At 64.7% G+C, this 25,879-nt stretch carries 19 protein-coding genes and 1 tRNA gene; 9 read left to right on the top strand and 11 right to left on the bottom strand.

Annotation, left to right across the window (positions count from 1 at the left end; all coding sequences use genetic code 11):
* Positions 1 to 1,554 precede the first annotated feature (1,554 nt).
* Positions 1,555 to 1,641 (bottom strand) — tRNA-Leu (locus tag VF649_RS05115).
* Between the two features lie 132 nt (positions 1,642 to 1,773).
* Here VF649_RS05115 and VF649_RS05110 point away from each other — a divergent pair.
* From VF649_RS05110 to gltB, 7 genes are all read left to right on the top strand, one after another.
* Positions 1,774 to 2,712, top strand: coding sequence for a complex I NDUFA9 subunit family protein (locus tag VF649_RS05110; protein ID WP_331010881.1), 939 nt, complete (start codon positions 1,774 to 1,776; stop codon positions 2,710 to 2,712).
* Positions 2,713 to 2,743: 31 nt separating this feature from the next.
* A complete protein-coding gene (locus VF649_RS05105) occupies positions 2,744 to 3,547 on the top strand; it encodes an undecaprenyl-diphosphate phosphatase (protein WP_331010880.1) in 804 nt (267 codons plus the stop codon).
* A gap of 159 nt (positions 3,548 to 3,706) precedes the next feature.
* Positions 3,707 to 5,161, top strand: a complete 1,455-nt coding sequence (locus VF649_RS05100; protein WP_331010879.1) for an NAD(P)-dependent oxidoreductase — start codon at positions 3,707 to 3,709, stop codon at positions 5,159 to 5,161.
* A complete protein-coding gene (locus VF649_RS05095; RefSeq protein ID WP_331010878.1) occupies positions 5,158 to 5,829 on the top strand; it encodes a DUF2059 domain-containing protein in 672 nt (223 codons plus the stop codon). Before VF649_RS05100 ends, VF649_RS05095 begins: the two co-directional genes overlap by 4 nt.
* A gap of 2 nt (positions 5,830 to 5,831) precedes the next feature.
* Entirely contained in the window at positions 5,832 to 6,131 is a 300-nt protein-coding gene (locus VF649_RS05090; protein WP_331010877.1) for a nucleotidyltransferase domain-containing protein, read from the top strand.
* On the top strand, positions 6,128 to 6,601 hold the full coding sequence (locus VF649_RS05085) for a hypothetical protein (protein WP_331010876.1): 474 nt from the start codon (positions 6,128 to 6,130) through the stop codon (positions 6,599 to 6,601). Before VF649_RS05090 ends, VF649_RS05085 begins: the two co-directional genes overlap by 4 nt.
* Positions 6,598 to 11,118 (top strand): glutamate synthase large subunit, encoded by a 4,521-nt coding sequence (gene gltB, locus VF649_RS05080; RefSeq protein ID WP_331010875.1) that lies wholly within the window; start codon positions 6,598 to 6,600, stop codon positions 11,116 to 11,118. Before VF649_RS05085 ends, gltB begins: the two co-directional genes overlap by 4 nt.
* 156 nt (positions 11,119 to 11,274) lie before the next feature.
* Here the strand turns inward: gltB and VF649_RS05075 are convergent, their stop codons facing one another.
* The 6 genes from VF649_RS05075 to VF649_RS05050 all read right to left on the bottom strand — a co-directional run bounded on the left by VF649_RS05075 (position 11,275) and on the right by VF649_RS05050 (position 17,231).
* On the bottom strand, positions 11,275 to 13,347 hold the full coding sequence (locus VF649_RS05075; protein WP_331010874.1) for a PAS domain S-box protein: 2,073 nt from the start codon (positions 13,345 to 13,347) through the stop codon (positions 11,275 to 11,277).
* 149 nt (positions 13,348 to 13,496) lie between these two features.
* Positions 13,497 to 14,420: a Brp/Blh family beta-carotene 15,15'-dioxygenase gene (locus VF649_RS05070; protein ID WP_331010873.1), complete on the bottom strand. Its 924-nt coding sequence runs from the start codon at positions 14,418 to 14,420 to the stop codon at positions 13,497 to 13,499.
* 4 nt (positions 14,421 to 14,424) lie between these two features.
* Positions 14,425 to 15,192, bottom strand: a complete 768-nt coding sequence (locus tag VF649_RS05065; protein WP_331010872.1) for a bacteriorhodopsin-like — start codon at positions 15,190 to 15,192, stop codon at positions 14,425 to 14,427.
* A gap of 248 nt (positions 15,193 to 15,440) precedes the next feature.
* The gene (locus tag VF649_RS05060; protein ID WP_331010871.1) at positions 15,441 to 16,064 is read right to left on the bottom strand and encodes a LuxR C-terminal-related transcriptional regulator; all 624 of its coding nucleotides are present in this window, start codon (positions 16,062 to 16,064) and stop codon (positions 15,441 to 15,443) included.
* A 176-nt stretch (positions 16,065 to 16,240) separates the two neighbouring features.
* The gene (locus tag VF649_RS05055; RefSeq protein WP_331010870.1) at positions 16,241 to 16,666 is read right to left on the bottom strand and encodes a methyl-accepting chemotaxis protein; all 426 of its coding nucleotides are present in this window, start codon (positions 16,664 to 16,666) and stop codon (positions 16,241 to 16,243) included.
* Positions 16,667 to 16,682: 16 nt separating this feature from the next.
* On the bottom strand, positions 16,683 to 17,231 hold the full coding sequence (locus VF649_RS05050; protein ID WP_331010869.1) for a heme NO-binding domain-containing protein: 549 nt from the start codon (positions 17,229 to 17,231) through the stop codon (positions 16,683 to 16,685).
* Positions 17,232 to 17,384: 153 nt separating this feature from the next.
* Between VF649_RS05050 and VF649_RS05045 the strand changes: the two genes are divergently transcribed.
* Positions 17,385 to 19,223, top strand: coding sequence for a DUF885 domain-containing protein (locus VF649_RS05045; protein WP_331010868.1), 1,839 nt, complete (start codon positions 17,385 to 17,387; stop codon positions 19,221 to 19,223).
* 126 nt (positions 19,224 to 19,349) lie between these two features.
* On the opposite strand, the gene VF649_RS05040 is transcribed toward VF649_RS05045, so the two are convergent.
* From VF649_RS05040 to VF649_RS05025, 4 genes are read right to left on the bottom strand one after another with little or no spacing between them, the layout of a single operon-like run.
* Positions 19,350 to 20,252 carry a VOC family protein gene (locus VF649_RS05040; protein ID WP_331010867.1) on the bottom strand — a complete coding sequence of 301 codons (903 nt, stop codon included), beginning with the start codon at positions 20,250 to 20,252 and terminating at the stop codon, positions 19,350 to 19,352.
* A 13-nt stretch (positions 20,253 to 20,265) separates the two neighbouring features.
* The gene (locus tag VF649_RS05035) at positions 20,266 to 21,384 is read right to left on the bottom strand and encodes an FAD-dependent oxidoreductase (RefSeq protein WP_331010866.1); all 1,119 of its coding nucleotides are present in this window, start codon (positions 21,382 to 21,384) and stop codon (positions 20,266 to 20,268) included.
* 3 nt (positions 21,385 to 21,387) lie between these two features.
* A complete protein-coding gene (locus VF649_RS05030; RefSeq protein ID WP_331010865.1) occupies positions 21,388 to 22,353 on the bottom strand; it encodes an MBL fold metallo-hydrolase in 966 nt (321 codons plus the stop codon).
* Positions 22,354 to 22,355: 2 nt separating this feature from the next.
* Positions 22,356 to 24,716, bottom strand: coding sequence for a TonB-dependent receptor (locus VF649_RS05025; RefSeq protein ID WP_331010864.1), 2,361 nt, complete (start codon positions 24,714 to 24,716; stop codon positions 22,356 to 22,358).
* A gap of 165 nt (positions 24,717 to 24,881) precedes the next feature.
* On the opposite strand from VF649_RS05025, the gene VF649_RS05020 reads away from it, so the two are divergent.
* Complete coding sequence (locus tag VF649_RS05020) at positions 24,882 to 25,811, top strand: LysR family transcriptional regulator (RefSeq protein ID WP_331010863.1); 930 nt, start codon at positions 24,882 to 24,884, stop codon at positions 25,809 to 25,811.
* Positions 25,812 to 25,879: the final 68 nt, after the last annotated feature.

Genomic DNA, 25,879 nt, shown 5'->3' with positions numbered 1-25,879 from the left:
GGAGCCCCGCTCGCCTTTGGTCCTGAGACGTGGGAACATGGCGGTCTCGCCACCTTCCTTCAGCCATGACACGTAGCGAAGGAACCCAAGGCGAATGACCTCTTGGGGCAATGGGAACTCCCGCCTGCCGGACAGTGAGCGGCTTGTCTTTAGGCTTCGCTGGCCTTTGTGCGGATGTGACCCTTCGTCCGTGATCCGAAGACGCCATGTCCCTGTGTCTGGGTCTTGTGTCACGTCGGACACCATCAACTGAGCGATTTCCTCAGGTCGCGCCCCAGTCCATAGAAGGAGGAGCGGTATCCAATAGGAAGCTTCGCCTTTCCCTCTAGTGGGACGTTCACCACTAGTGAATACCGGTAGGGAGAAGACTTGCTGTAGCTCAGAATTACTCATCTCTTGCGGAGTTTCAGCCGGTGCGGCGATTGTTACCTTATGGCGAGCGAACGGGTTTAATAGGTCGGTGCCTATGTCGCCATTTTGTTGAGCCTTTCCCCAGATAGCAGCGAGGGCCGTCACACTCTGAGCAAGGGTCTTTCCCGTTATGCGCCTCGCTGTGGCCCTGTCCGCGTAACGCGCTACGAGCGCCCGAAGCGGGATTGACCTTTCGGCGAAAGGGATTGGAGCAGGGCGCTGCGCTAGAAGGTCAAGCCATTCCGCGACGTGTCGTCTTGTGATCTCGTTCGGTCTGATCTGATCCCCATGAGTCTCACGAAAGAAGCGCAACGCCGTACGGGTCGTTTGGACCGTCGCCGCCCCTACCTTCATGCGTGGGTTGCCAAGTACAGCTTCAGCAATGACTTGGAAGGTCTTCCCCCCTGCCCCCTCGGGCACGGTCGCCACCTTTGGCACTAGTACGCGAATGACAGGGACTGACGGCGTTGGCAGCGGCTGGCCTGCATCGCGGGCCTGTAGATCGTCGATTGCGGCAATTCCAGCCTTCAGAAGTTCGTGACAGAGGAGCCCAAAACTTTCTACCTCTGGGTCCAGCCGCCACCCCTGTTCTGAGGCCAAAGCTAAGGCGTCATCCTCATACATCGTGCGAACCACAGACGGATCAGAACGGGCGTAGGCATCCCGCAGGCCATCGGACGCGGCTTCATGGCTCTCAGGGCTTGAGGGCTCACCTTTGGCCCGGTTCGCTTCGTCGGTTGCCAATATGCGAGCGCGATAGGTCTCCGCCATCCAGGCAATACGTGCGGCGTCCAAGGCGTCGAACGTACCGGCAATAGCCTTCCCGGCCATGGCAATCAGATTATCGTATTCCGCGCTTGCCGCCTTGTATCGATCCAAAGCGCCAGGAGCGTCGATCCGTGTGGCAGATAGGGAGCGCTTTATTTCACGCGGCTCGCCTGGGACAAAGGCGCGAAGGGCGGCCGGAATGACCCGCCTGAAGCTCAAACGTCCAGTCTTAGGATGGCGCTGGAGATGGTCCACAGAGGCTCCCATAACGTTGCTCCGCAAGGCCAGGGTGTACCCGGCTTTTGTACCTTGCAAGCTGCTGAGAGCGACGCAATCGCGCCATTTTCGTTCTACTTCAACCCCTCAGGGGAGAAGTGGTGCCCAGAAGAGGACTCGAACCTCCACGACCTTGCGATCGCCAGCACCTGAAGCTGGTGCGTCTACCAATTCCGCCATCTGGGCACGGGGTAGGAGGGGGCCTCTAGGGGGGATGGACGAACCTTGTCAACGCCCTTCTGCACGGGCAAAGGCTGCGGCGGCGCTTTTATCGCGAACGCGGGGCGCCGGGTACATCCTATGGACGGGAATCGATCGATGGCTGGGTTGGTGACGATCTTCGGCGGCGGGGGCTTTCTGGGCCGCTATGTCGTGCAGGAACTGCTGACGACGGGCGTGCGCGTCCGCGTCGCCGGGCGCGATCCCAAAAACGCCTGGTTCCTCAAACCGCTGGGCGGGCTTGGCCAGACGCAGTTCGTCGGCGCCGACGTCACCCGCGCCGACAGCGTGGCGCGCGCGGTCCAGGGGTCGACTGCGGTCATCAACCTGGTCGGCCTGCTGAAAGGCGCGTTCGATGCCGTCCATGTCACCGGCGCGCGCACGATCGCAGAGGCCGCCGCTGCCGCCGGCGCGGGGGCGATGGTGCAGGTATCGGCAATCGGCGCCGATCCCGCCGCGGCCAGCGCCTATGCCCGCACCAAGGGCGAAGGCGAGGTCGCCGTCCGCGCCGCCTTCCCTGCCGCCACCATCCTGCGTCCATCCGTCCTGTTCGGGCCGGAGGATCAGTTCGTGAACAAGTTCGCGCAGATGGCACGCATGCTGCCGGTCCTGCCCGTGCTGCGCGGCGCGGTACAATTCCAGCCGGCGTTCGTCGCTGATGCCGCAAAGGCGATCGCCGCCGCTGCGCTCGATCCGCTGCGCTATGGCGGCCGCACCTTCGAACTGGGTGGGCCGGAACGGATCAGCATGGATGCGCTCAACCGCTGGATCGCGCAGGCGATCGGACGCGATCCGGCGATCGTCGCGATCCCCGATGCCGTCGGCGCGCTGATGGCAAAGGCGGGCCGGTTCGTCCCCGGCGCGCCGATGACGTGGGACCAGTGGCTGCTGCTGCAATCTGACAATGTCGTGGGCGCGGATGCGGACGGGTTTGCCGCGTTCGGAATCGATCCGGTGCCGCTGGCCGCGGTCGCGCCGGGCTGGCTGGTCCGCTATCGCCGGCATGGCCGCTTCTCCACCGTCCGCACCCCCGCCTGATCCAAGCGCTCCAGACCAGGATTTACCGGCCATGGATCATTCGTTGCTCGTCATCATCCTGCTCGGCATCGTCGAGGGGCTGACCGAATTCATCCCGGTGTCGTCGACCGGGCATCTCGTGTTGGCGGGTGAATTGCTCGGCTTCCGGTCCGCCGCCTCCGCGACGTTCGATATCGTCATCCAGCTTGGCGCGATCCTGGCGGTGGTGGTGCTCTATGCCCGCCGCTTCACCACGGTCGCGGCGGGCCTGGTGCGCGGCGATGCGCAGGCGGTGCGTTTCACCCGCAACGTCGTGCTGGGCTTCCTGCCGGCGCTGCTGATCGGCGCGGTCGCCTATGGCGCGATCAAGGCGCTGATGCAGACGCCGATGGTGGTTGCGGTCGCGCTGGTGGTCGGCGGTGTCGCGATCCTGGTGATCGAGCGGCTGGTCGTCCGCCTCACCATCCACTCGGTCGAGGCGATGTCGTGGCAGAAGGCGCTGGGCATCGGCATCGTGCAATGTCTGTCGATGGTTCCGGGTGTCTCGCGGTCGGGCGCCACGATCATGGGCGCGCTCAGCCTGGGCGTCGATCGCCGGACCGCTGCCGAATACAGCTTCTTCCTCGCCATTCCGGTGATGCTCGCCGCCACCGCCAAGGAATTGTGGGAACAACGCCACGCGCTTGGCGGCAATGACTGGAGCGGCATCGCGATCGGATTTGCGGTGTCGTTCGTGGTCGCCATGATCGTGATCCGCGGCTTCCTGGCAATCGTGTCCAAACATGGCTTTGCGCCGTTCGCCTGGTATCGGATCGTGATCGGCGTGGCCGCGATTGCCTGGCTCGCGGCCCGGTAGGTCCGATCCGGACCTTCCAAATCGCTCGTAGACGTCATAAGATCGCGCCCGGTGCCATGACGGCGCAGTTAAGGGACAATGCTCCTGCCCTAACAGTCATTTTGGTCGTGACTCCTCTGCAGCTATGCGACATTCAGGCTCCGAACAGGAGCATGCGCGATGGCCGACACCCCGATGCTGAGCTTTGTCCGGCTCGAACAGCACTATCCCGCCAAGCGTGACGCCGCCGTTCGGGCGGAGGACTTCGCCGAGATCGCCGACCGCTATGCCAAGGATGATGCGAAGGCGCAGTCCTCGCGGTGCTCCCAATGCGGCGTCCCGTATTGCTCGACGCACTGCCCGCTCCATAACCACATTCCCGACTGGCTGCGGCTGACCGCGGAGGGCCGGCTGCGCGAGGCGTATGAACTGTCGAACGCCACCTCGACCATGCCGGAGATTTGCGGTCGCATCTGCCCGCAGGATCGGCTGTGCGAAGGCAATTGCGTGATCGAGTTTTCCGGCCATGGCGCGGTCACGATCGGATCGGTGGAGAAGTTCATCACCGACACCGCCTGGGCGGAGGGTTGGGTCGAACCGGTACGGGTAGGCCCCGATCGTGGGCAGTCGATCGGCATTGTCGGCGCCGGCCCGGCCGGGCTGACCGCCGCCGAACTGATGCGCGCGCGCGGCTATACCGTGCATGTCTATGACCGGCATGACCGCGCCGGCGGGCTGCTGACCTACGGGATTCCCGGCTTCAAGCTGGAAAAGGACGTGGTGATGCGCCGGGTCGATCGGCTGCGCGATGCCGGTATCGTCTTTCATCAGGATTTCGCGGTCGGACGCGACGCGTCACTGGCCGATCTGCGCGCGCGCCACGACGCGGTGCTGATCGCCACCGGAGTCTACAAGCCCCGCGCCATCAAGGCACCCGGCATCGGCACAGGCGGCATCGTGGAATCGCTGGACTATCTCACCGCGTCCAACCGCAAGGGCTTTGGCGATCATGTTCCCGCCTATGAAGATGGCAGCCTGAGCGCCGGGGGCAAGGATGTCGTGGTGATCGGTGGTGGCGACACGGCGATGGATTGCGTCCGCACGGCCATTCGCCAGGGCGCAAAATCGGTAAAGTGCCTCTATCGCCGCGACCGCGCGAACATGCCGGGGTCACAGCGCGAGGTGAAGAATGCCGAAGAGGAGGGTGTCGAGTTCGTCTGGCTGTCCGGGCCGGAGGCGTTTCACGGCGACGATCATGTCACCGCTGTCGCCGCCACCCGGATGCGGTTGGGCGCGGCTGACGCCTCGGGCCGTCGCGCGCCGGAGGTCGACCCAGCCGGCGGGTTCCGCCTCGACGCCGATCTGGTGATCAAGGCGCTCGGCTTCGATGCGGAGGATCTGCCCACCCTGTTCGGATCGAACGAATTGTCGGTCACGCGCTGGGGAACGATCCGCATCGACCACAAATCGATGCAGACCTCGATCGATGGCGTGTTCGCCGCCGGCGACATCGTCCGCGGTGCCTCGCTGGTGGTGTGGGCGATCCGCGACGGCCGCGACGTCGCGGACAAGATGCACGCTTATTGTCGGGCCAAGGCACGGACTCCGGCTGCAAGGGACCTGGCACTCGCATGATCTCCATCCTGCTCGCTGCCGCACTGGCGGCCCCCGCGCCTGCACAGACCGTCGCGGTCCCTCCACCCGTCGCTGCGCAGCCGGCGGCGATCGACCCCGCACGGCTGACCGCCGCCACGCGCATCATCGGCCGGGTCTGGCCGCTCGGCACCTACCGGCGGATGATGGATGGCATGATGGACCGGATCATGGAGTCCACCATGGCGAGCATGTACGCCATGCCGGTTCGGGACATGGCCGGGATGGGCGGCGCCAGTGCGGATGCGCAGAAGGCGCTCGGCAACAAGACCATGGGCGAGACCATCGCCGCCGCTGACCCCGCCTTTCGCGAACGCATGAAGATCACGACCAAGGTCATGACCGACGAAATGGTGGGCATGATGTCCGCGGTCGAACCCCAGGTCCAGACCGCGCTTGCCCGCGCCTATGCCACGCGCTTCACGCTGGCACAGCTTGACGATCTCGACCGGTTCTTCGCCACGCCCACCGGCGCCGTCTACGCGCGCGAGGCGATGATGCTCTACACCGATCCGGAAATGATCAAGGCGATGCAGGCGTTCGTCCCCACGCTGATGCAGCGCATGCCCGCGATCATGGAAAAGGTGAAGGCGGCCACCGCCCACCTTCCCGCCGTCAAGACCCCGCCGCAAGCAAAGATGGGGGACTGATCGTGCGCCTGACGCCGACGGAAATCGACGCAATCAAGGCTGCGGCATCGGAGGTCTTCGGTGTGGACGCCGTCGTCCGCCTGTTCGGCAGCCGCGTGCACGATCACCTGCTTGGCGGAGACATCGACCTGTTGATCGAAGTCGAAAGCGCGCGGCGGCGCGAACGCGACGTCGACCGGTTCCGGACCCGCCTGTTCGATCGGATCGACGAACAAAAGGTAGACGTGGTGCTATTTCCCCGGAAGGAAGATCCGGACACGTTTGCGCGGTTCGTGGCGCCGCAATCGGTGCCACTGTCATGACCGCCCAAGACGCGGTTCTGCGGAGCGGTGTGGACCGCTGCCGTCGCATCGTGGCGGGTGTTGAGGAACTGCACCCGTTCCTCGCGAACGTCCTTCCGGTGCAGGACGATGACCTGGCGCGTCTACCGGTTGTCCAGCGGATCGCGTCGATTGCCTTGCTTAAACGCTTTGAACAACTTCAGGATATGCTGGGCCGGCTGGTCCGAACCCTGCTCTCCTGGACCGGTGAGGACGTCCGCGAACTGACGCGGCGCGACGTTGCAAACTGGATGGAACGCCTCCGACTGGTCGAAACCTCGGACGACTGGCTGGATCTCACCGGGCTTCGCAACCGGCTCGTTCATGAATATCCGATCAACGAAATCGAACAGGTCGATCGCGTGAACGAATGCTGGGTGGCGATGCCCCGGCTTGTCACGATCTTCGATGCCGTTCAGGCTTATCTCGCCAAGCAGGGATTTATCGCATGACCGTCTCCCCCGCCGAACGCGCCCGCATCGCCGAAGTCGGCATGTATCGGCCCGAATTCGAATCCGATGCCTGCGGCGTGGGTCTGGTGGCGGCGACGGATGGCAAGGCATCGCGCCGGGTGGTGTCGGCCGCGATCGAGGCGTTGAAGGCGGTGTGGCATCGCGGCGCGGTCGATGCCGATGGCAAGACCGGCGATGGCGCCGGCATCCATGTCGACCTGCCCGTCCGTTTCTTCGATGATGCGATCGAATATTCGGGGCATGAGGCGCTGCCCAACCGCCTCGCGGTCGGCATGATCTTCCTGCCGCGCACCGATCTGGCCGCGCAGGAAGCGTGCCGTACCATCGTCGAATCCGAAATCATCGATTTCGGCTACAGCATCTATGGCTGGCGCCAGGTTCCGGTCGACGTGTCCTGCATCGGCGACAAGGCGATGCTGACCCGCCCGGAAATCGAACAGATCATGATCGCCGGCCCCGACCCGCTGGTAGAGGACGTCGCGGAGTTCGAGAAGAAGCTCTATCTGATCCGCCGCCGGATCGAACGCAAGGTGATCGAGGCGCAGATCCAGGGCTTCTACATCTGCTCGCTGTCCTGCCGGTCGATCGTCTACAAGGGCCTGTTCCTGGCCGAGGAACTGTCGATCTTCTACCCTGACCTGCAGGACGAACGCTTCGTCAGCCGCGTCGCGATCTTTCATCAGCGTTATTCCACCAACACCTTCCCGCAGTGGTGGCTGGCGCAGCCGTTCCGCACCTTGGCGCACAATGGCGAGATCAACACGATCCGCGGCAACAAGAACTGGATGAAGAGCCACGAGATCAAGATGGCGAGCCTCGCCTTCGGAGAGCATTCGGAGGAGATCAAGCCGCTGATTCCCGCCGGCGCATCCGACACCGCCGCACTGGATGCCGTGTTCGAAGCGATCTGCCGCTCGGGCCGCGATGCCCCCACGGCCAAGCTGATGCTCGTCCCCGAAGCGTGGCAGAATGATCCGTCGCTCCCGCGCGAAGTGACGGAGATGTACCGCTATTTCGGGTCGGTGATGGAACCTTGGGACGGTCCGGCCGCGCTCGCCATGACCGATGGGCGCTGGGCCGTCGCCGGGGTCGACCGCAACGCGCTCCGGCCGCTCCGCACCACCCTCACCTCCGATCATCTGCTGATCGTCGGGTCGGAAACCGGCATGGTGCTGGTGCCGGAGGCGACCGTCGCCGCCAAGGGCCGCATGGGTCCGGGCCAGATGATCGCGGTCGATCTCGATACCGGCACGCTCTATTCCGATGCCGATATCAAGGCGCGGATCGCCGCGGAGCAGCCTTATGGCGAATGGGTGTCCGGCTTCCGCCAACTGTCCGATCTCGCCCCGCCGGCGGAGGATGACAGCCCGCGCTACAGCCGCCCCGACCTTCTCCGCCGCCAGGTCGCGGCGGGGCAGTCGATGGAGGATATGGAGCTGATCCTGAGCCCGCAGGTCGAGGAGGCGAAGGAAGCGATCGGATCGATGGGCGACGACACCCCGCTCGCCGTCATCTCCGACAAGCCGCGGCTGGTCAGCCAGTTCTTCCGCCAGAATTTCAGCCAGGTGACCAACCCGCCGATCGATCCGCTGCGCGAACGCCATGTGATGAGCCTCCAGACCCGCTTCGGCAATCTGGCGAACATCCTGGATACCGACGCGCAGCAATCGAACGTACTGGTCCTGCCCTCCCCCGTCCTCACCGCGCGCGAATGGGCGACGCTGAAGGCGCATTTCGGCGCGCAGTCCGCCACCATCGACTGCACGTTCGGAGTCGATGACGGCGCCGATGCGCTGCGCCAGGCGATCGCCCGCATCCGCCGCGATGCCGAACAGGCGGTGCGCGAAGGTCATACCGAGCTGTTCCTGACCGACGAGGGCGTCGGCCCGGACCGCGTCGCGATCGCGATGGTGCTCGCCGCCGCCGCGGTCCACACCCATCTCGTTCGCCGCGGACTGCGCTCCTATGCGTCGATCAACGTGCGGTCGGCCGAATGCCTCGACACCCATTATTTCGCGGTGCTGATCGGGGTCGGCGCCACCACCGTGAACGCCTATCTGGCGGAGGCCGCGATCGCCGATCGCCACGCTCGCGGCCTGTTCGGCGATCTGTCGCTGGATGACTGCCTGCAACGCCACCGCAAGGCAATCGACGAAGGGCTGCTGAAGATCATGTCGAAGATGGGGATCGCCGTGATCTCCAGCTATCGGGGCGGCTATAATTTCGAAGCGGTCGGGCTCAGCCGTGCGCTGGTCAACGATCTCTTCCCCGGCATGCCCGCCAAGATTTCGGGCGAAGGCTATGCCTCGCTGCAACTGAACGCGATCATGCGCCATGAACTGGCGTGGGACGACACCGTCGTGGCGCTTCCGGTCGGCGGTTTCTATCGCCAGCGCGCGGGTGGCGAGGCGCATGCCTATTCCGCGCAGCTGATGCACCTGCTGCAAACCGCGGTCGGCACCGACAGCTATTCCACCTATCTGCAATTTTCGCGTGGGGTGAAGGATCTGCCGCCCATCTATCTCCGCGACCTGATGGAGTTCAACTGGGCGAAGGAGCCGATCGCGATCGACAGCGTCGAGGCGATCACCGAAATCCGCAAGCGCTTCCTCACCCCCGGCATGTCGCTCGGCGCCTTGTCACCGGAGGCGCACGAGACGCTCGCCATCGCGATGAACCGCATAGGCGCCAAGGCCGTTTCGGGCGAAGGCGGAGAGGACCGCAAGCGTTACGCGCCCTATGAAAATGGCGACAACGCCAATTCCGCGATCAAGCAGGTCGCGTCGGGCCGCTTCGGCGTCACCGCCGAATATCTGGGCGCGGCGGAGGAACTGGAGATCAAGGTCGCGCAGGGCGCCAAGCCCGGCGAGGGCGGCCAGTTGCCCGGCTTCAAGGTGACCGAGATGATCGCGCGCCTGCGCCATTCGACGCCCGGCGTCACGCTCATCTCCCCCCCGCCGCATCACGACATCTATTCGATCGAGGATCTGGCGCAGCTGATCTACGACCTGAAGCAGATCAACCCGCGTGCGCGCGTTTGCGTGAAGCTGGTGTCCTCCGCCGGCATCGGCACGGTCGCGGCCGGCGTGGCCAAGGCGCATGCCGACGTCATCCTGGTTTCCGGCCATGTCGGCGGCACCGCCGCCTCGCCGCAGACCTCGATCAAGTATGCCGGCACGCCCTGGGAAATGGGGCTGTCCGAAACCAACCAGGTGCTGACCCTCAACGGTCTCCGCCACCGTGTGAAGCTGCGCACCGACGGCGGGCTCAAGACCGGGCGCGACATCGTGATCGCCGCGATCCTGGGCGCGGAGGAGTTCGGCGTCGGCACGCTGTCGCTGGTCGCGATGGGCTGCATCATGGTCCGCCAATGCCACAGCAACACCTGCCCGGTCGGCGTCTGCACGCAGGACGAGGCGTTGCGTGGGAAGTTCGTCGGAACACCGGAGAAGGTCATCAACCTGATGACCTTCATGGCGGAGGAGGTACGCGAGATCCTTGCCCGGCTCGGCGTCCGCTCGCTAGACGAGGTCATCGGCCGCACCGAATTGCTGCGTCAGGTCAGCCGCGGCGCCGAACATCTCGACGATCTCGATCTCAACCCGATCCTGGCCAAGGTCGATGCACCCGATCATATGCGCCGCTTCGCCATCGCGACGTTCCGCAACGACGTTCCCGACAGCCTCGATGCGCAGATGATCCTGGATGCCCGCGCCGTGTTCGAACGGCGCGAAAAAATGCAGCTGACCTATACCGTCCGCAACACCCACCGCGCGGTCGGCACGCGTTTGTCGGCGGAAATCACCGCCAAATACGGCATGTCGGCGCTGGCGGACGGCCATGTCACCATCCGCCTGCGCGGGTCGGCGGGGCAGTCGCTCGGCGCCTTCCTGTGCAAGGGCATCAAGCTCGAAGTGTTCGGCGACGCCAACGACTATGTCGGAAAGGGGCTGTCTGGCGGCGTCATCTCGGTTCGCCCGATGGTGTCGTCCCCGCTGGATACGAAGGCCAACACGATCCTTGGCAACACCGTGCTCTACGGCGCCACCGCGGGCAAGCTGTTCGCGGCGGGCCAGGCGGGCGAGCGCTTCGGGGTCCGCAATTCGGGGGCCAATGTCGTGGTCGAAGGCTGTGGCGCCAACGGCTGCGAATATATGACCGGCGGCACCGCGGTGATCCTGGGGGCGACCGGTGCCAATTTCGGCGCGGGCATGACCGGCGGCATGGCGTTCATCCTCGATGAGGATGGCAGCTTCCCGGCGCGGGCCAATCCCGAAAGCATCGTCTGGCAACGCCTCGCCTCCCCCTATTGGGAGGCACGGCTGAAGGCGCTGATCGCCGAACATGCGATCGCCACCGACAGCCGCTGGGCCAACACGATCCTGGACGACTGGCCCCGCTACGTCACCGCCATGTGGCAGGTCTGTCCGAAGGAAATGCTCGCCCGGCTGGAACACCCTCTCGACGAACGCGACGCGGTCCAGGCGGCAGAGTAATCCCCTGCTGCTCCGCGTGGTCGGATCGCCGGGCATCGCGGAGCGCCGCCGTCTTGGCCGCAGGGTCGCCGCCTTGACCCTGCACTAGGACCGCCGCGGGCAGAGCGCGGTGCATTCCAGCGCGTGCCCAATCGGCTTGGATCGCCGATCGACGCATCAATGATGGCGGATCAGGCGGGCGATCTGCTGCCTGCTGTCGTCGACTAGTCCGCCGATCGCCGTGGCGGCGCTTGCGGCCTGGGTGGCGAGGCTGCGGACTTCGTTCGCGACGACCGCAAACCCGCGACCGGCATCGGCGGCACGGGCGGCTTCGATGGCCGCATTGAGCGACAGCAGCTTGGTGGCCGCTGTGATCTTGTTCAATTGTCCGACGGTGGAACTGACATGATCCAGCATGCCCTGCATGGCATGGGAGGCCTCCTGCATCAGTCTCCGTCGCGACGTGACGTCGATGGCGCACATCAGCACTTTATCCGGCAGGCCCTCGATACCCCGAATGACCGAGAAGGTTGCATCAAGCCACAGGTCGGCACTGCCCGGCCATGAGAACTCACGCTGCAACCGCTCGCCGCGGGTGAGGGCATCGACAGCATGGGGGTCGAGCAGCCGACCGAGGGGTATCGCCGCCTCTCCTTCCAGCGTCGCATTGAGCGAGAGACACGCTCCTGCCATCGACCAAACCGCGATCGCCGTCGCCGAACTGATCGCCGCCAGCTTTGCATCGAATTCCAGCGCGCGCATCTTCGTTTCGGTGATGTTCGCCTGGACGGATATGAACCGCTCGATCTGGTTGTCGACACCCCTTACGGGGTTGATTGTCAGCGAGATCCAATAGGGCCGACCGCGACTGTCATAATTCATGATCTCCTCGTAAAAGGCTTCACCTGCTTGCAATTGCGTCCGAATACGGGCGACGGTGCGCTGGTCGGTATGCGGGCCTTGCAGGATATGACCCGGATTTTTACCGGCGACCTTGCTCAGCGTATAGCCGGTAAGACGCTCGAACCCCGCATTGACATAGATGATGCGGCGGTCGCGGTCGGTGATGATCACGGAATTGTCCGTGGCGTTGACGACGAGCGAGAGCATGTTGAGCGCCTCCCGCTGCTCGACCTGCGCGGTGATGTCGCTGGCATATTTGACGATCTTGAACGGATCGCCGCCTGGCCCCAGGATCGGCGTGTACGTCGCCTGGAGCCAGACCGAACGCCCGTCGCGCGCCACTCGGCGATACGCACCCGCCAGGCTTTCGCCGGCGTTCAGCTTTTGCCAGAACGCACGATAGGATGCGTGATCGCGCTCTTCGGCATCGACGAACATCCGGTGATGCCGCCCGACGATCTCATCCTCGCGATATCCCATCGCGTCGCAGAACATCGCATTCGCCGACGTCACCTCCCCGTCCAGCGAGAACGTGATCACCGCCTGTGACAAGCCGATCGCTGCGATCTGCCCGGCGTCGTCGGCGCTTTTGATCTTCGCCGCGGTGACGTCGGTCGCATATTTCACGACCTTGAACGGCCGCCCGTCGGGATCCAGGATCGGCGTGTAGGTCGCCTGCAGCCAGACCTTGCGGCCGCCGCGTGCAATGCGGCAAAACTCACCCGCCAGGCTCTCGCCCGACCGCAGCGCGTGCCAGAAGGCGCGATACGCTGCATCGTCTTCGGTTCCCGGCGTCAGGAACATGCGGTGATGCTGGCCAACCACCTGGCTCTCGCTATAGTTCATGGCCTCGCAGAACCGGTCGTTTGCATACAGGATCATGCCGTCCAGGGAGAATGCGATCACCGCCTGCGTTCGCCCGATCGCCGCGATCTGCCCGGCGTCATCCGCGCTCTTGATCTTTGCGGCGGTGATGTCGTTAGCGAACTTGACGATCTTGTAAGGCCGGCCGTCAGGATCCAGTACGGGGTTATAGCTTCCCTTGATCCAGACCTCGCGCCCGTCCTTTCGCACCCGCTTGAATTCCGCCGCCACGAATGCGCCGCGCGCCAGCGACGCCCAGAATGCGGCATATTCCGGTTGATCGCGCTGTGCTTCCGGAACGAGGATGCGATGATGGCGTCCCCTGATTTCCTCCAGCGCATAACCGACCAGGGCCAGGAAACGATCGTTGGCGTCTAGGATGGTCCCGTCGATGCCGATTTCCAAGACCGCGTGGGATCGGCGGATCGCCGCCAGCTCGGCAATTTCGGATTGAACGAACATCGCGTCCGTCGGCTGAACCATCGCAACTTACCCGTCACTTCACAGTTCGCGGTTGCTAGCAAGAAAGGGTTAACGGCGTCGAAACCGTGCAGGAACAATGTTCCCGGCAAGTGCGGAAGGCCCTGCCCTTGCGCACCGTCACAGCCGTCCACCCGGAAGCGCGCGTACCGCTACGGCGCGCCCGATCGATCGAGCCAATGATCCAGCCACCGCGACAACAGGAGGTGCGGCACGGCGACCGACGCCAGCAACTGAAACGCTTGCGTCGTCATCGCCCCGCCGATCCGCCAAGGAAAGGCGGCATGCAACGCCCACCAGCCGATGATCGCCGCCGTGGACAATGCCGCCCCGACCGCCAGCCACCGCAGCCTTGTCATGTCACCAAGGGTGACGCGCGCCTGTGTGAGGTGGCGGGGCGAATGCAGGAACACGAAGAATAGCGCGAACCCGACCACTGGCGGAAGCGCCCAGAGCAGCAGCAGACACGACGTCATCGCCGCCGCCCATTGCCGGCTTCCGTCATGCCATGCGATCGCGATGCCGACCGCCGTCACCAGCAGGATGACGGGCGCGGCCGCGGCGATAACCTGCGCGATCACGAGTCCGCGATCGTCGCTCATGTCCACGAACAGGGCGGTGACATCGGCACGGTGCCCGATCGTGGCGGCCGCGATCACGGCCGCCCCGGCTGCAAAGCGCAGTAGCGGTTCCTCCAGCATCGGCCAATCCTCGCCGAAATGGGTCGCCGCCACCGACAGGAACAGGATCAGCGCGATCAGGGGAACGGTCATCCACAATAGGGCCATGGCCAGCGCCACCGCGATATAGCCGGCAACGACCATCCACAGGGTCCGGCGATCGAGCGCGACCGCCCGCTGCAGCAACGCGATGTCATAGGCGCCGTGCGGCAGGCCGCCGAGGATGAACAGCAACGTCGCAAAGCGCGTTCCGCTCGGATGATCCAGCGGCACGCCGAAGACCAGCGCGGCCGTGAGCAGGACTAGAACGATCCAGTAGGTTCCATGCACGATATCGCCGCGCCCGACCGGGGCGCGGCGATCCGCAATGTCATAGGAATGGGCCAGCAAGGCCACCGGATCAGCCGGCGTAGGCCTTCGATCCGGCACCTTCCGCCTCGGACTTCCGCACCGCGATCAGGAATATCAGGATGCCGAGCCCGGCCTTCGCCAGAATGTCGGCGATCGTGTAGCCAATCTGAATCGTCGTGGTGACCGTGCCGCCGGTCAGCCCGACATAGGGGGCCATGTAGACGATCGGATAGAAACCCCACGACGCGAAGGTCAGCAACCGTGCCTTGCGGACCAGGCTACGGGCGGCGGGGGGCTGCTGCTCGATCGACGCGCCCAGACCGCTGAACAGTTCCCATACGATGTAGACGAACGGGATCGACGACAGCGTTCCCCACAAGGCGCGGGTCGGAATGTCCGTCGCGATCTCGCCCGGATAGCCGAGAATGATCATCAGCGCCGCGGCCGAACCCAGGCGAACCGCCTTCGACATCGTTTCTTCCGACGAAAGGCGCATCACCAGCACCAGTTCGATCAGCAGTAACGGCACCGTCAGCAGCCAGTCGACGTAGCGATAGGCATCGTTGAAGCCGATCCCGGTCGCCGCGACGATACCGGAGCGCAGCGTATAGGCCTCGTTCCAGCTCTCGAAGATCCGAAGATAATGATAGGCTGCGATACCGGTGACCAGACCGGAAATCGTGAGAGCGGTGCGATAGGCTGGGGCGACCTGCGATCGGCTCAGCCACAGGAATGCGGTGGCCGCCGCCATCGTCGCAAGGGTGAATGAAAATGCATTATAGACCAGCGAGAACTGGAATGGCGTGATGGTATCCATCAATCTCTCCGTCACAAGGATGCGCGGCGCCGTTGCGCCGGGCAGGACTGCCACGGGAGGGTTCGTGATCGTCCGTTACGATCCCTGCTTCCCTTTGGCATCGTTACAGCGACGGCGGGAGAAACAGTCCGAACCGATCATGAGCCAATTATTGAAAGTCTGGCCTTACCGCTGTTGCGACCATGACGGGCTACGCCTCCGACCCGCTGGCGACGATACGGACTTTGGGCCGTATCCACGGGCTGCGTTCACAGACCGGCCTCGACCGCGAACCGGATCAGATCGGCGGTCGTGTGCAGCCCGAGCCGGCTCATCAGAATTGCACGGTGCATCTTCACCGTTTTCTCCGCCAGGCAAAGCTCGGCGGCGACCTGTTTGTTGAGCATGCCGTTGGCCACCAGCTTCAGCACCTGGCTTTGTCGGGGCGACAGCGTCCGGACCATTTCCGCTGCGCGGATGCGACGCATGCTCGACGGCGTCGCCGCGTCGGCGTCGATCTCGACCTGCGACCCCAGGAAATACAGCAGATCGTCCTGCTCGTCATAGATCGGCGCGACGAGAACGGCATTGCGAAAGGGCTGGCCACTGCGCTTGTAATTCAGGATCTCGACCAGAACCGGCCGATGCTCGCGCACCCCGCGCCGGATTTCCTCGGTCAACCACGGCTCGGTCGCAGGCCCCGACAGGAACCGACAATTGCGTCCCACCACCTCTTCGCGCGGGTAGCCGGTCAATTCGCAAAAGGCCGTGTTGCAGGCCACGATCGGATTGTCGGGCAGCCGCGGGTCGCTGATCACCGATGGGATCGGGCTGTCGGTCACAAGGCGGACATGACGATCCGCATAGGATCGGGTCTCTGTCTCACCAGCCATATCAGCAGCGCGTCCTGTCCATCGTTGACAGCATAGCGTCAGTACAGGGCGATGACACCCGAATTAACGGCGCCGACATTCCATGGGGGGCTGTCGATTCTCCCGACGCCCCGTGCTGGCGCAACCGCGCGACCGAGGGTCAGTTTCCGATGCACAGCCCAGACCGGCCGCCCCGATCAGAGATTGCGGGTTCGCAGCATGGACGCCGCTTTCTCCGTTGCACCACGCGTCGCTGCGGCCAGTTTCCGGACCTCCGCCGCGACCACGGCGAACCCGATGCCGGCGTCGCCTGCCCGTGCCGCCTCGATCGCGGCATTGACCGACAGGAACTTGGTCTGCCGTGCGATATCCTGAATGTCCGAAACCACGTTCGACAATTGCGTCATCGTCTGTTCGAGGACATCTTTCTGGCCCTGCAACGCATGCTGATACTGGATGCCATCCGCCACCTTGGCGACCAGTTCCCCGTTGACCCGCAACAAGGACTGGTTGGCCTCGAACAGCTCCTGCGTCTTCAGTTCCGTCAGCTCCTCCGCCGCCACCCGCGCTGCGCGTTCCCGCTCCAGGCGCTTCTGCAGGCGCGCTATCTGATCGTCGGACATGGATCTGCTCTGCGCTTCAGGTCGCCGGCCGCGCGGTGGCGAGACGGTCTATCCGAAACCGGATGCCGCCGCCGGTCGTGCCGTACGTCACAGTGGCCGGACAACCCAGATGTACGGCGGCGCCGCGGATCACGCCCACCGCAAGGTCCGCCAGCGGCTTGCAACTGATATAGTCGAGCGACAGATGGTGCGCACTGCGTTCGCACACGCGGAACGACGGCAGCTCGGCGTCGGGGTACAGCTTGCGCACCTCGCATTCATGAAAGCGGTCGATATCGGCGATGACATCGAACAGGTCACGATCCGCAAACAAACTTGGAAACTTCTTGACCCAGCTTTGGAAGCAGAAACCGCCGAACGTCTCCAGCAGCGCCGGCATGCCGGTTCCCGTCCGTTTCACCACGGCCGTGATCAGCGCCACCATTTCCTCGAACGGATAGGTGCCGACGCTTGTGTAGGCGCCCTCATGCGGAAGCTGCGCGTCATCGATCGCATCGTCGAGCAGATCGAGCCCGAACCGTTCCTCACAAAAATCGAAGAAGGTGGTGAATACCAGTCCCTTCACGTCCGCCTCCGCTCCCTGGAACGACGATCCCTAACAGAATAGGGTTAAGGGATCCGAAACACCGGAACCGGGTGCGCTGATGTGCCTGCATCCGGCCGCGGTCCTGTACGCGCGTGAATTGACCTCTCGGATGCGGGCGGCCATCCTGCCGCCATGACCAGTCTATTTTCCCGCCGTGCAACCCTCGCCGGGTTTGCCGCTGTTACCGCCGCGGCATCGGTGCGTGGGGCCGTGCCCTCTGGCGGCGCGGCGGCGCTGCTCGACCGCATCGCTTGGCAGCTGCTGCAGCGTCTGCCCGAGCGTGCGACGATGCTCGGCGTTGATGGTGACGCGCATGCGGGTCTGCGCGGGGCATTGGAAGATCGGTCCCCGGCGGGGGTTGCCGCGCAACGACGCCTCCTCACCGAAGCGATGGCCGATCTGGCGCAGCTTCCGCGCACCGGGCTCGATCCCGCGACGGCGACCAGCCTGGCCGTGGTGGAAAGCGCGTTCCGCACGGCGCTCGACGGCATGGCGCTACCGTACGGCGTCGCCACGATCGGCGACTGGCGCAACACACCCTACGCCGTCGTCCAGAATGTGGGATCCTGGCTCGACGTGCCGCAACTGCTCGATGGGGATCAGCCGGTCCGCAACATGGCCGATGCCGAGGCCTATCTTGCCCGCCTTGCCGCGATGCCGGCGCAGCTGGACGGTGAGACGGCGCGCATTCGACAGGCGCGCGCGCAGGGGCTCGTCCCGCCCTCCTTCCTGCTCGACAAGACGATTGCCGGGATGACGCGCACGCTGAGCGAGGCCGCGAACGCGGACGGTCCGCTTATCGGTCCGCTGACGCGCAAAGCCGTGGCTATTCCGGGAAACTGGACCGAACGTGCGACACGCATCGTCCGATCGGCGATCGTCCCGGCGCTGGATCGACAGCTGGCGGAACTGCGATCCGAACGCGCCGTGGCAACCGACGCGCCGGGCATGGGGACCCGCCCGCATGGTCCCGAATGGTACGCATGGGGCTTGCGCGCGGGCACCACCACGCGCCGCACCGCCGCGGACCTGCACGCCATGGGCCGCGCGCGCTTGGCCGATCTGCAGACGCAGATGGACGGGATCCTCCGCAGTCAGGGGCTGACGCAGGGCAGCGTAGCCGAGCGCGCCATCGCCTATCAACGCCGCCCCGGCATCGGTTTTCCCGACGGCGATGAGGGGCGGCGCCAGATCGTCGCCCATATGCAGAACCGCGTCGATGCGATCCGGCCCCGCCTGCCGAGTGCGTTCCGCCAGCTGGCCCGTGGCAATCTGGAAATCCGGCGCATGCCGCTTGCCCAGGAGCCGGGCGCGCCCGCGGCTTATGGCGGCCCGGGAACGATCGACGGGAAAGTGCCGGGCAAGGTCTGGGTCAACCTCGGCGACCCGTCGATCCACAACCGCGTGACGATCCCGGACCTCGTCTATCACGAAGGCATTCCGGGTCACGTCTGGCAGGGGGAATATGCGCAGCAATTGCCGCTGGTCCGCTCCATCCTGGCGTTCAACGCCTATTCCGAAGGCTGGGCGCTTTACGCCGAACAGCTCGCCGACGAGCTCGGCATGTACGAAGGCGATCCCGCGGGTCGGCTGGGCTATCTCATGGGGCTGGCGTGGCGCGCGGTGCGGCTGATCGTCGATACGGGCATTCATGCGATGGGATGGCCGCGCGACAAGGCGCTGGCGGAGTTCATCGCCGCCACTGGCCTGCCGCGCAGCAACGCCGAAAGCGAGGTCGACCGCTATTGCGCATGGCCGGGGCAAGCGTGCGGCTACGAAGTTGGTCGCGCCGAGATCGTGGCACAGCGCACACGCGCACGAACGGCGCTCGGCTCCCGTTACGACCTGCGGGACTTCAACCAGGCCGTCGTCGGCGGCGGGAACGTGCCGCTCGACGTGCTGGCCGATACCGTATCGCGGTATATCGGCGATTCACCCGAAGGCGCAGCGCGCGGACGGTCCGCAAAATAGCGAATGCTGTTCGACAGAAGGGGGAATCGCTTCAGACGCGCCGGGCGCTTCCCCCTGCCCGTCTATTCGCTGCGGCGGACTCCGATCAGCCACATCGATCGGCGTATCCACCGCCGCCACGCTGCATCACACCGCGACCGGCTGGAACAGGCCGGCATCGGCTTTGGGGTGCGGCATCGTCTGCGGTCCGCCGACGCCGATACCCCATTGATCCATCGTCGTCGGCGTCGGAACATGCACCTGGGCTTCGTGGCCTTCGAAATCGACCTGCTCCAGTTCCGACGTATATTCGACCGCGAAACCGTTGGGCGTGGTGAAATAGCTGAAGGTGTTGTTTCCCGCCGTGTGACGGCCGGGGCCCCAGCGCAGGTCGGTACCCGCTTTCTTCAGCCGGCTGATCCCGCGCATCATGTCATCCACCGTCAACATGTCATAAGCGACATGGTTGAGGCAGGGCGGACCGGGCAGCACCGCCAGCCGGTGGTGCCATTCGTTGCAGCGCAGGAACGCCATGAAATCGCCCAACCAATCGCTGAGCTTGAAGCCCAGCACGTCGATGAAGAAGGCGGTCGCGGCGCGGTGATCGGGCGAGTGCAGGACGATGTGGCTGATCTTCTGCGGAATGCCCTCCCACCGCGTCAGCGGCCGGCCGGTGCGGCGGTCGACCTCGGCCGAAATCTCGAACGGCAACCCGTCGGGGCTGAAGAAGCGAAATCCGTACCCACCGCCGAACGTCGTCAGCGCGCGGGGTGCGAAGATGATCCGGCAGCCATGCGCTGCCACCTTGGCATGCAGCGCATCGACGTCCGCCCGGCTGGCGGTGGCCAGCGCGATCACGTCGATCCGGTTCGCGTCGTCCTGACGAAGCCGGACAACGTACAGTTCATCCCCGCCATCGGCCGCGAAATGATGCATCCCGTCCTGTTCGCCCATCTCCACGAGCTTCCAGTCGTCGCGGTAGAAGGCGCGTTCCTTTTCGATGTCGGCAACGCCGTAGCCGACGTAGCGGATCTCGGTCACTCGGGCCATCGCATCACTTCCTTCAGATCGGTTCGGACACTTTGATGAACATCGCCCGCGTGGCGTCGGCATTCTGGATCAACGGCCCCTTGCCGAGCTGGCCCATGCAGATCGCGTGCGATTGCTCGACGATGTAGCGGCATCGCTCCACACGCCGGGCGTGAAACGCGGTGAAGGCCGCTTCGGGCGTGTCGGCCCGGGCCAGCTCCTCCGCCAGCACGATCGAATCCTCGATGGCCATTCCCGCACCCTGGCCAAGGTGTGGCGTCGTGGCGTGCACGGCATCGCCCAGCAACACGACGCGGCCACGATGCCACGCCTCCTCCAGGAACAGCCATTCGAGCGGCTTGTACACGACTGCGTCGTCGTCGCTGATCTGGTCGGCCAGCGCGCGGATTTCCGGCGCCGGCACGCCGCTCAGCCGGTCCCGCATCACCGATGCCAGGCTTTCGCGGGCAAAGCGCGGATTGCCCGGCTCCGCCGTGGTCACATACATGTACATGATATCGTCGGAGAGCGGCACGAGACCGACGCCCGTCGGGCCTTCGAACGCGCATAGGCCCGTGACGTCCGGCGTGCGGGGGAAATTGTACCGCCACACCGACTGGCCGGTGAACTGCGGCCGGGGCGCATCGGGAAAGATCATGGTGCGGGTCTGTGAATACAGCCCGTCCGCACCGACCACGATGTCGTACCGTCCGCTGCTGCCGTCGCTGAACATCACGTCCACGCCGTCGCCGTCGTCGTGCAGATTGCTGACCACGATGCCCAGCCGGATCGTCGCGCCCGCCGCGATAGCGCGATCACCCAGCACCTTGTGCAGCGCGCGCCGGCCGATGCCGACATTGGACGGAAGATCCGGCACGAGGCGTGGTGTCGGGATGCGGGCGACTTCCCGGCCCGTCGGGATGCGGACGGAAACATGATCGAACCCGAACCCGGCCGACAGATAATCGTCGATCAACCCCAGATCGGACATGGCACGTACCACGTTCGCCTGCTGGATGATGCCGACGCCGTATACGGACCAGTCGGGATCGCGCTCGATCACCGTCACGGCATGGCCATCGCGGCGCAGCGCGATCGCGGAAGTCAGGCCACCGATGCCGCCGCCGATGATCAGGATGTCGAGAGTCTGCATCTGTCAGAACCGATCGAGGTCGTTGGCGATCGTGACCGGGCCACGATACGCCTTGTTGATCGCGGCGACGTAGCCGGCGCGTTGCGCCTGCGTTGCCCCCGGTGCCACGAAATGCGTCACCACGACGCGCTTCACCCCAGCACGGCCGGCCAATTCACCCACCTGTGCCGGGGTCAGGTGGTGGTCCGACAGGTGGCGTTTCATACCCGCCATCGCGGCGGGCGCCATGTCGGGCGTGTTGCGCCGGACCGCCGCGACGGTGGCATCGACGTCGATCATCTCGCTGACCAGCAGGTCCGCGCCCCGCGCCAGCCGCTCGACCGCAGGGCTCGGCCCGGTATCACCGGTGTAGACGATCGACCGTTCCGGAAGGTCGAAGCGATAGGAGAACGACTTGAACCGCCGATCGGGGTCACTGCCGACCGGGAAGCTGTAATGCGTGTTCTGCGCCACGCGAATTGTCATGCCATCGACATTGAGCGTCTGTCCGTCCGCCAGCTCGGTGACAGCGACGATGCTGGCCGGATTGACGTGACGTTCGCCGGGCAGGCCATATCCCGCATCCGCCGCCGGCTGCATCGATGCAACGATCCCGGCGACCAGTGCCCGCGTGCCCGGTGGTCCATAGACCATCAGCGGCCCGAGCACGTCGGTCTGGTACCGCAGACCGATGATCGCCGACAGGCCACCGGTATGATCGAAGTGGAGGTGGCTTAGCCATACCGCCTTCACCCGCGGCAGGGCGATGCCTGCGCGGGCGAGTTGCTGCGCGGTCCCGTCACCCGCATCGATCAGATAGGCGTCCCGTCCGCGGATCAGGACGTTGCCGGGTTGCGACCGCTTGGCATCGGACAACGGCCCGCCCTGCGTTCCGAGCGTGATGAAGGTACCACCCGCCGGCACCTGTGCCTGTGCCCCGGCAGGCGACAGGCACGCGGCCAAGATGGCGGTCGTCCGCAGCATCCGCATGATCAGAACTTCACACCCGCACGCATACCATAGGTCCGCGGCGCGTTGACGATCACGGTCGTCGCGGATGCCGCGTTATAGATCTGGCCCGCGGTCACGAATCGGTTGTCTTCGATATTGCGGACGAAGCCGGCGATCGACCAGCGGTCGTCACTGGGACCGAAGCTCAACTGGGCATTGCTGACCCACGTATCGCCGACGATCTGGCTCGGCAGAAACTGGAAAGCGACCACCCGGCTGGTCTTGTACTGCGTATCCACCGCACCGACGAACTTATAGTCGCCAAGCGGGATGGTCTGCTGCGCGCCCAGGTTCAAGGTCCACTTCGGCGATTGATAGGCGCGCTGTCCGGAGCAATCGATGTCATATTGGCCCGCGCTGGCACTGGGGCGGAACGGGCAGCCGGAGAGCGGCGGCGCGGCGCCGATCGGCTCGCGATAGACGAAATCGTCGAAGCGCGCGTCGAGATATTGCACCGTGGCGTTCAACAGCGTGGTGGGCGTTGCCAGGACCTGGAGATCGGCTTCGATGCCCTTGTTGGTCGAACGGCCGACATTCTCGGTGAACTGGCCCTGATTGCCGTTGGCATCGATCCCGGTGTGGTTGACCTGCTGGTTGCGATACTTCCAGTAGAACGCTTCGATATTCAGCTGCAACCGGTTGTCGAACAAGCGGTTCTTCATGCCGATCGTGTAAGAGTCGATGAACTCCGGCTGGAACGTTTCGAAGCCGGCCGACAGCGCGAAACCGCCCGAGCGATATCCGGTCTCAAGGCTCGCATACAGCAGCGAGCGCGGGCCGAGGTCATATTCCGCCCCGATCCGGTAGGTCAGCCGATCGTTCGACAGTTTCGAATCCACGGCCGTGGTGGCGCGGATCAGGATGGCACCGGTCGTACCAATCGGCCGGACCTGACCGATGGGCGGGATCGGGAAGACCGACGGCAGTTGCGCGAAACTGTCGGTGCTCGGCAACAACGGGGCCGTCGGGCAGGACGGACGCCCCCGTACCACGACCGTACAGCGCACCAGGAAGACATCGGCCTGGCCGGCGAAATCCTTGTCGTCCTTCGTGTAACGCGCGCCGCCGATCACGCGGAGCCGGTCGCTCAGATGAGCGGTCAACCGGGTGAAGCCGGCCAGCGATTGCGTCTTGGACGTGAAGAACTGATAGGCGTTCAGCGCCTGCTGCGCGAAGACGTACCGCCCCTTCACGGTTTCGTCGAAATAATAGGCCCCGACGATATAGTCGAGGAACCCGATCCGATCGCCGTTGAAACGCGCTTCGAAACTCGCCTGCTCGTCATTTTCCTTGATGTTGCCGATGAACCCCGGAACACCGAACTTGTTGTTCAGCTGCGCCGACCGCCACGCCGGCACGACGGTCAATGTACCGATACCGGTCTTCCAGTTGATCTCGGCGTTGGAGCCGAAGAACTTGTTATCCTGGAAGATATCGGAATCGAGCGGGGTCAGATTGCGGCCCGACGCCCCGGCGAACAGGGTCTGGCGATACGCCTGGCTCGCAGGGGTGAACAGGCCCTCGTCCGGACCCAGCCCCGACGGCACGAACACATTTCCGATGCCCGGTGTGAAGGCCAGCCGGCCGGCATAATTGGATCCGGTGCCGATGCCGCCGGTATGGGAGTAATCGCCCGCCACGCGCACGGTCAGCGAAGGGGTCAGACGCGCGAGCATCTGCACACGCAGCGCCTCGACCTTCTCGTCGGAGGTGCCGTCGTCCAGATAGCCGTCGCGATCGACGACGTTGCCCGAAACCCGGAACGCGCCATCCTCGCCCATCGGCACGTTCAGCGCGCCCTGGACATTCACGGCGTTGAAGTTGCCGTAGCTGCCGTTGACGAAGCCGGAAAACTCTCCGGCGCGCGGCTTGGCCGGAAGGATGTTGATCGCGCCTGCGGTCGCGTTACGCCCGTACAGCGTGCCCTGCGGCCCCTTCAGGACTTCCAGCCGCTCCAGATCGTAGAACGCGCCCGAGGTCGAGGTCGGCCGGCCCAGATAGACGCCGTCATAATTGAACGCGATCGCCGGATCGCTATAGCCGTTCACCGTGAAGTTGCCGACGCCGCGCAGGAAGAATATGGTATTCGCGCCGCCGCCGCCCTGCACGTTGAGCGAGGGAACGAGCTTGCCGAGGTCGCTGGTCGAACTCAGCCCCTGGGACACCAGTTCGTCACCCGTGACCACATCGATCGCAATACCGGCGCGTTGCAGGCTTTCTTCACGGCGCTGCGCGGTAACGACGATTTCCTGAAGGCCGCCCTGCGTCGCCGCGTCCTCCTGCCCCTGCACGGCGGCTGGCGTGGCGACCGGCGTATCCTGTGCAGCGGCGGCACTGGCCATCGCGAAAGCCGCAAGCGCGGACGTTGCCAATAATGAGCGACGCATTGTCTTCCCTCCCCTGTACGCGGTGTTTCCCGCGGTCTGGGGCCGGGATTGCCACCTTATCTTGCATCAATAAAATGCTTTGATCGAATGGTCTTTAATTCGTACAACGAATGAATGAGGATGAACCGGTTCGATCTCAATCTGCTGGTGGCGCTTAATGCGCTGTTGGAAGAAGGCAGCGTAACGCGTGCTGCCCGGCGACTGAATCTCAGCCAACCGGCGACAAGTTCGGCGCTGCGGCGGCTGCGCGAGGCGTTTGGCGACGAAATCCTGGTCGCGAACGGCAAGCGTATGGTGCCGACACCGCACGCATTGAGCCTGGCCCCGATGGTGGCCGAGGCGCTTGGGTCGATGCAGGCGCTGCTTGCCAGTTCGACCCTGTTCGATCCCGCCACGTCACAACGCGTGTTTCGGATCGCCGCCTCGGACTATGTGATCACGGTGGCCGTGGTGCCGCTGCTGCGCGAGCTTGCCGTGACCGCCCCCGGGATAGGCGTCGAGATGCGCTCGCCCAATTCGGGCACCACGGCCGACCTGGAGCGGGGAACGGTCGATCTCATCATTTCGCCTGAACAGTTCCAAAGCGCCGGACATCCGCGCGACCTCTTGTTCGAGGAACGCCATGTCATCCTCGGCTGCAGGGACAATCCCATTTTCTCGGCACCGATCACCGAAGATATCTACGCGCGGGTGGGTCATGTCGTGGTGGAGGTTTCGAACACCTTGTCGTTCGTCGAGGAGTTCGTGCGGACGCGCGGCGACCGGCGGCGCATCGAAGTCGTCGCATCCTCCTTCACCAGCGTGCCGTGGATGTTGGCCGGCACGAACCGGGTGGCGCTGGTTCATGAGCGATTGGCCCATGCGTTCGTGGACAAGCTCCCGCTTGCGTTCGCAGCGCCACCCTTCGACATACCGCCAATGCGCGAGATGGTCCAATATCACCGCACCCGCGCGCAGGACGAGGGTCTTCGCTGGCTGAGAAATGCCTTGATCAGCCAGACGACGCAGGACGACATCGCCAGATCTTCGGCATCCCCGCCCGGCGCGTGACGCCTGTTACAGTATCGCTTGGTTTCCGCATGACGGTCGGCGGCCGGTTGCCGACAGCGTCGACATTT

This window comes from Sphingomonas sp., assembly GCF_036387535.1.
Lineage (GTDB): Bacteria > Pseudomonadota > Alphaproteobacteria > Sphingomonadales > Sphingomonadaceae > Sphingomonas_R.
Note: the sequence above shows the minus strand (reverse complement) of the source record. Positions and strands in the feature narration are given on the sequence as shown.

Bases quoted from the DNA above. Each gene is read 5' to 3' on its own strand.
- VF649_RS05110 (WP_331010881.1), top strand. From the start codon at position 1,774: ATGGCTGGGTTGGTGACGATCTTCGGCGGCGGGGGCTTTCTGGGCCGC.
- VF649_RS05105 (WP_331010880.1), top strand. From the start codon at position 2,744: ATGGATCATTCGTTGCTCGTCATCATCCTGCTCGGCATCGTCGAGGGG.
- VF649_RS05100 (WP_331010879.1), top strand. From the start codon at position 3,707: ATGGCCGACACCCCGATGCTGAGCTTTGTCCGGCTCGAACAGCACTAT.
- VF649_RS05095 (WP_331010878.1), top strand. From the start codon at position 5,158: ATGATCTCCATCCTGCTCGCTGCCGCACTGGCGGCCCCCGCGCCTGCA.
- VF649_RS05085 (WP_331010876.1), top strand. From the start codon at position 6,128: ATGACCGCCCAAGACGCGGTTCTGCGGAGCGGTGTGGACCGCTGCCGT.
- gltB (WP_331010875.1), top strand. From the start codon at position 6,598: ATGACCGTCTCCCCCGCCGAACGCGCCCGCATCGCCGAAGTCGGCATG.
- VF649_RS05075 (WP_331010874.1), bottom strand. From the start codon at position 13,347: ATGGTTCAGCCGACGGACGCGATGTTCGTTCAATCCGAAATTGCCGAG.
- VF649_RS05065 (WP_331010872.1), bottom strand. From the start codon at position 15,192: ATGGATACCATCACGCCATTCCAGTTCTCGCTGGTCTATAATGCATTT.
- VF649_RS05060 (WP_331010871.1), bottom strand. From the start codon at position 16,064: ATGGCTGGTGAGACAGAGACCCGATCCTATGCGGATCGTCATGTCCGC.
- VF649_RS05055 (WP_331010870.1), bottom strand. From the start codon at position 16,666: ATGTCCGACGATCAGATAGCGCGCCTGCAGAAGCGCCTGGAGCGGGAA.
- VF649_RS05045 (WP_331010868.1), top strand. From the start codon at position 17,385: ATGACCAGTCTATTTTCCCGCCGTGCAACCCTCGCCGGGTTTGCCGCT.
- VF649_RS05040 (WP_331010867.1), bottom strand. From the start codon at position 20,252: ATGGCCCGAGTGACCGAGATCCGCTACGTCGGCTACGGCGTTGCCGAC.
- VF649_RS05035 (WP_331010866.1), bottom strand. From the start codon at position 21,384: ATGCAGACTCTCGACATCCTGATCATCGGCGGCGGCATCGGTGGCCTG.
- VF649_RS05030 (WP_331010865.1), bottom strand. From the start codon at position 22,353: ATGCGGATGCTGCGGACGACCGCCATCTTGGCCGCGTGCCTGTCGCCT.
- VF649_RS05025 (WP_331010864.1), bottom strand. From the start codon at position 24,716: ATGGCCAGTGCCGCCGCTGCACAGGATACGCCGGTCGCCACGCCAGCC.
- VF649_RS05020 (WP_331010863.1), top strand. From the start codon at position 24,882: ATGAACCGGTTCGATCTCAATCTGCTGGTGGCGCTTAATGCGCTGTTG.